Origin of the sequence: Veillonella sp. 3_1_44 (assembly GCF_000163715.1) — a bacterium.
Lineage (GTDB): Bacteria > Bacillota > Negativicutes > Veillonellales > Veillonellaceae > Veillonella > Veillonella parvula_A.
Genome location: NZ_GG770201.1, coordinates 476,499 through 482,973, shown reverse-complemented (window position 1 = coordinate 482,973; position 6,475 = coordinate 476,499). Strand labels below are relative to the sequence as shown.

The 6,475-nt window shown below is 30.3% G+C and carries 4 protein-coding genes; all 4 read right to left on the bottom strand.

What is annotated here, in order from left to right:
* On the bottom strand, positions 1-155 hold a 155-nt coding region (locus HMPREF0873_RS08945; RefSeq protein WP_008715675.1), incomplete at its 3' end, for an IS200/IS605 family transposase.
* A gap of 430 nt (positions 156-585) precedes the next feature.
* A complete protein-coding gene (locus tag HMPREF0873_RS08940; RefSeq protein ID WP_008715673.1) occupies positions 586-3,543 on the bottom strand; it encodes a type III restriction-modification system endonuclease in 2,958 nt (985 codons plus the stop codon).
* A 1-nt stretch (position 3,544) separates the two neighbouring features.
* Entirely contained in the window at positions 3,545-5,485 is a 1,941-nt protein-coding gene (locus HMPREF0873_RS08935) for a site-specific DNA-methyltransferase (protein ID WP_038125835.1), read from the bottom strand.
* Between the two features lie 23 nt (positions 5,486-5,508).
* Positions 5,509-6,348 (bottom strand): helix-turn-helix domain-containing protein, encoded by an 840-nt coding sequence (locus tag HMPREF0873_RS08930; RefSeq protein WP_232192025.1) that lies wholly within the window; start codon positions 6,346-6,348, stop codon positions 5,509-5,511.
* Positions 6,349-6,475: the final 127 nt, after the last annotated feature.

Here is a 6,475-nt window from a genome sequence, read left to right as displayed (position 1 = left end):
ATCTCTACATTTTTTCTTTTACATAAATCTCTTAGAATTTTACCTACATCAGCTTTTATCCGACCATAAATTATTTGTCTTCTATATTTTGGAGCAAAAACAATATGATATTTACATCTCCATTTACTATGTGATAAGCTTTTTACGTCATTCATTGACATTGAACCTCCTATGTTGAAATGTTGTGGTTGCCAGACCAACTCCATTCTAGCACTAGGAGGTTCTTTCCTTTTCTCTAAGAATTTTTACTGACCCCCAGTTTAACTGGGGGTTTAGTCATGCCTATTCGGCGTACAAATAAAAACGGATAGCTCATTACGAGCTATCCGTTTATTTCTTTGGTGATCCAGGAGGGATTCGAACCCCCGACCCACGGCTTAGAAGGAACAATAGATACTTATTATACATTTAACTGTAAAAATATCATTTATATATTAATTTTTTTATTCTAAATTATATATTTATTCCTTACAGACTATTGCTTACATACTTTATTGCAACAAAAAATGCAATAATTATATTTATCTGCTACTAACGATAAAAAGAACCATTCAAAATCTATAGTTGAATGGTTCTTTAACTACTTTATAAATCTGAGTTTAATGCTTTAATCATAGGTACAATTTCATCATTTTTTAATTGTTCCTTAAATACAACATTAACACCTGTATTTTTCAAAGTCTCAAAAAATTTTTTAGCAGATTCAATCTTTAAGCTCTCAATACCTCGCAACGTAGTGCTCCTATCCACATCTTTAGTCTCCACTATAAGATTTACTTCATGCCCAGTGCCTTTTTTTACAACATACATAAAATCTGGACTTGTAGTTCCTCCAAAATAAAGCGGAACTTGAATGCTTTTTCTAGGTATTTTACCAAAAACAACCACTTCGTTAATTTCACTATTTTGAATATTTTCTTTCTCTTTAGGGCTATCAAATACAACTTGATCATATAAAAAATTATCTGGTACTTTCATTTTAGTGTCTTTATTTATCCCGATAACACCTTGTACAATTTCACCCTTGACTTCCCCGTTTATATCTGTCAAAGAAGTTTCCCTTTTTTTTACGCCTAGAGACTTATATGAAAACCTTTTAACAAATGTATTTTCAAACCAGATATGAAAGCATCTAATAAACCTCTCAAGAGTTTTCTTATTAAAGAAGGCGTCATCTAACAATACAGTCATGTTATATGAGCATAATGCCTTATGCATTATTGTAGTAGATAACCCTGTGCTCTGCTGAACTCTTTTTAGAAATTCACCATAAGGTAATTTTTCCTCAATCTTTTGAGATTTAGGATTTTCATCACAAACATAAGCTTTGCTTCCGTCAACAATCATACTCTTTCTAATTGTATAAGCATACATATCTTCTTTTATATCACTTTTAAGAATAGACAATACAGCCTTATACAATTCATCATCCGAAATATCATCTAAAACCAAATAATATTTTTCATTCAGACATTTCCAAAGCTCTTTGATTTCAGCAAACTTATTTGTACGAACATTGACCATATCCTTAGTTTTTTTATTTTTATTTCTAACTTTACCTTGCTGTAAACCGCTATTAAACCCTGGATATTCCTCTAATAATGCCTCTCTTTTGTCCTCAATTATATCACCTTTATAATTAATATAACCCTTAGTTAGCAATTGTCCCATCAATAAATCTGGTGTTACCCCATTGTCAGTAGCAACTTTAAGCAATAACTCCATAATAGAAGTAGATTTTTGAAGTAAGTCCTGATTAATCTCATTAACTAATGATTCAGCAAAGCCTTTTTCAGAATAATCACAAAGATATGTCAAATAAAACTGCTCATCAGATAAACGATTCCCATATTCATCAACAGGTAAACGTAACCCACGTCCCACCTCTTGCAATTTACTAATTTCCGAACCACTAGATCGTAATTTACATATTTGAAATACATTTGGATTATCCCAGCCTTCTCTAAGTGTCCATTTAGAGAAAATAAATCTTCGTATATTCCATTGTCCACTAGAGTCTTTAAAGTTTAATAAAGATTGTTTATCCCTTAAAATTTGATCAATTTCTTTTTGTATATCAACATCACTAGTAGAATTATCTTCCGCAAAATATCCTCCATTAGTCTGTTCAATATTACTCAAAGAAGCTAACAAAAAGCTACTATAGTCTAATTCTATTATATTCTTAGAGTTCTTAAATTTATTATATTCCTCTTCTAATGCAACTTTTAATAACTCCTGAAATTTACAACGTAATGAGCCAAAACCATCCTCCCCACGATATGACTCAATAGAATCAATAAAAAATAATGACAACGTCTTAATTTTAGTCTCTCGTAAAAAATTACAACGCTCTTGTTCAATATGATTTTGTATAGCTTGTTTTAACATTAATTCCTGGTATGTATTACTGTATACACCAGCATATATTTGATCCCCTTTAGCTAGAATTTGACCATTTGATAATGTAATTCCTTTTTTTATAGTTTCTTCTTCTGTTTTACCAATTGATTGGATTATTACACCATGAAAGTCATCACTAACAGTCGACAAAGAATCATTTAAAGCTAATGTATAACTTTTACCACTTTTTTCATTTCGGATCACACAAGACTTAGGATTAGTATGTTTAATATCTAAAACCTTAACTCTAGTTTCATTTAAAGATTCCTGCTCAATTAATTGAGTTTCAACGCCTTTAACAAGATTACTATTAAATGCTTCACAAGCACCAAGATTAAAAATCAAATTATTATAATCTCTTTCTTGTTGTCCTTTTTTTTGGGGAAAAGTCGCACCAAAGCGGATTATACATAATGGGTCGATTCGCTCTATCAGTCTCTTATAGGCTGTATTTTCACGCTTGAATTTATGGGGTTCATCTATAATCACAATAGGTCTAGTAGCTTTTAATGTATCATAAGGTTTTGAATAATGCCCTAATAAAGTTTGATCATAATCTGTATCCATTGTTGTTTTAGATATAAGCATCCCACTAGTCATTAGTAACGCACTGATTTTATTTTTCTCAAGAACAGTAGATCTAGCAAAATTTGCAACTGCTTGAGGAAACATTTTACGGCCTTTGTTTGACTTCTGTGCATTTAATACTGATAACTCTATCCTTCTACCTGGATATAAATCTGAAAAATGCTGCATAGCATAATTAGACTGAATAAAATTGAGTGTTCCTTCTTTAATAGGAGTCGTTGGAACTAAAATAATAAACTTAAAAAAACCATATAGCTTATTAAGTTCATACATAAGTCTTGTATAACAATAAGTCTTACCTGTTCCTGTCTCCATTTTAACATCAACACCAAATTCATTTTCAATACTAGTTCTAGACTCAACCGGTATAACAGACTCATATAAGCCTGATTGAATCTTCTCTATATTATTTTTAAGTGTTATATCATCCTTACTAAAAATAGGATTTGCAGAAGACTCATCCGACTCTACCATATTCACTGAATCAAAAACACTAGCAATACTTTCAATACACTTTGTTTGATGAGGTAAAATAGTTAATTTAATTTCCATTTTAATACCTCTCTATCAATTCAACATGCTTATTATTTTGTAAATTAGAAATATTTCTTCTTAATTCGTGAAGAACACTAAATTCAATTGAATAACTATATAAGACTAATCTATTTATATTTAATGTTCCATTTTCTAGTTGTTTAATTAACTCGAACACATCTTCTGATGTTAATCCTTCCTCTATAATATATAGACTATCTTCAATCTTATCTGCAACATAGTTTTTTAATTGATATGGTGCTATCGAACTAGTAAAACCATAACCATCCATAATTTTATACGTCATCAATATAGCATTTTTTCCTCGTGAACAGTCTGTATCAAATAATTTCACCATATTCTCAAGAATTAAACTATCTGCATCAAACCTATCAAGCTTATCTAGAATGTTATTACTTAAAGGTTTAATTTCATAAATCTTAAATCCTTTATCAATATCTACCCCATATTCTTGATCTATTTTTTTTGCTGCACGAGATATTCGCTCCCTACCAATTTCATCAATAGTTCTATAACCCGCACTATAGGCAAGCTCTTTTTCATTTATTGGTTCAGGCAACTGTACCAAAATATATTTACGATTTCCTAAATCTGATGCATTCAACTGCATTATAGCTTCTGCTGTTGTAGCCGAACCACTAAAGAAATCTAAAACAATATCATCTTCTGACATACCTATAATTAAGCATTGTTTAATTAATTCTGGAGATTTTGGATGATCAAAATAACTTTCTTCAAACAACTCATTAAATGAACGAGTGCCATCTTCTGTTCTATACCCTACACCATTCCATAAAGACTTTGCTTTTGTTGTTGCTTTTCTAGATTTTTCATAAATATTATATCCACCATTCTTTTTTTTACGAGCGACTAAATTAGACAGATCAAAGCTACTAGAATTAATGTTTTCTAAACTTTTATCCTTTCCCCAGCGCCAACAACTATCCCCACCTTTTGAATTTTTTGGATATACCTCAATAGAAAATTCATCATTCGCCTCAAGGCTAATTAAACATGTATTATCCTTCTGTATACTATTAGGATTAATAAAAAATGGATAATATAAATTAGGCCGATTACGTTTAGTAAACTTAGGATTACGGTTTCTTAATTCTCTTAGTTCATAACCGCCCTTAGAATCAAACTTTTTAAACTCTCCCTTTTTCTCTAATTCATTTAATTCAGTTTCTATAGTTTTTGTATAAATCAGAAGATGCTCATTTGTTATAGCAATATTCTTATAATCTCGTCCTCCAGGGTTTGCTACAACAGCAACATCGGCCTGGAAGTTTTCTTCACCAAATATTTCATCACAAATTTGCTTTAAATTAGCATACTCATTATCATCAATAGAAATAAATATAACACCATCTTCTCTCAAAAGTAGTCTTGCTAAAACTAAACGAGGGTACATAAATGTTAGCCATGCAGAATGTGAGGACTTACCATTTAAATCAAGAATTCGTTCGGCCTCCTGTCTATCGATTCCGATACGTTCCACTAAATCATCTGCAGTAAAAGCAAAAGAATCATTATAGATAAAATCTTCTCCTGTATTATATGGTGGATCAATATAAATACATTTAATTTTCCCAATATACGAACCAAGCAAATGTCTTAATGCTTCAAGGTTATCGCCGATTATATAAACATTCTCACTATTTTTATTTTCATCTAATCTATTATGTTCAACATGAGGTGCAAGAAAGGTTTCTGTTTTTGCTCCACTTAAATATCTAGCATAAGCCTTTCCTAAAAAATTTAATTCATATCCTTCTTTATTGAAAGTAATATCTTGTTCCTTTAATTGCTGCTTAAATTGCTCTAACAGGAATTCTCCAGAATCATTAAAGAAATAAGGAAAATTTATTTTTAAAAGCTCGATGTCTAAACTATTCGGTGTTATAAATTTATTTGCCTCAATATTATCTCTAATCATAATATTCTCCTTTATTACCATTACTACTTGAAATTTCTTTTAATACGTCTCAATCGTCTCATCAACAAATCTCTTCGCTCATCCTCACTCATAGCTAGCCACGTAGTCATATGAGGCATGGCTCCACTTGTTGACATATAATCTAAACGTACTTTCTCATTAGACATTGGTTTCGATAAAGTAGCTAAATACTGTGGCTCTTTAATTGGCATACTACCTAAAGGTGGTTTAATACTATCCTCATTCCAAATCAATAGATTTGCAAGATATTGAGATTCTATTGACATTGGCCCAGCATAATCATTCATAAAGGGAAATCCAAGTACTTTTTCCATCTCAAATAAAAATTCTCTAACATTCAACTCATCTGTTAGAAAAAGAGCTTCATATAAGCGTTGATTACTATCTGCTTTTGAAAATTTAAAGCACAAAAATTGATTTAAAGCCACTTCATCTTTAGGTAACTCCATATTCCATACAGTTAACCCAAAGATATATTCTAAAGTTCCTTCAAGTTTCTCTTTCTCTTGTTCCTTATTATATATATAAAAACTATAATTAATTTTTCCTATGGGACAGAAATATACAAAATCTTTTTCTAAAAAAGGAATTGCCGTTCTCCCCAAAAGAAAATCTACAGTTACATTAAAATAATCAGCAATGGCAGATATAATTTCAAATGAAGGCATAGAAAGCCCTTTTGCATATTTCGTAATTGCAACAGCCGATACTCCAAGTTCTTTAGCAAGTTGTTTTTTTTGTAAGCCAAACTCTCGAATTAATATTTCTAATCTATTAGAAAATTCACTCTTAATAGACATATCTGTAATATGAACATTCATCAAAGAGTCAAAAAATCCCATAAAATCCTCCTTCATTTATTTCCTATTGTTTTTTTATTTCATATATAATATAATTAACCTATAAGAAATTTCTTTTTAGTTAATTTATTAATTAAAAAGAAATATATTTACCATTTCAAAAAAACTT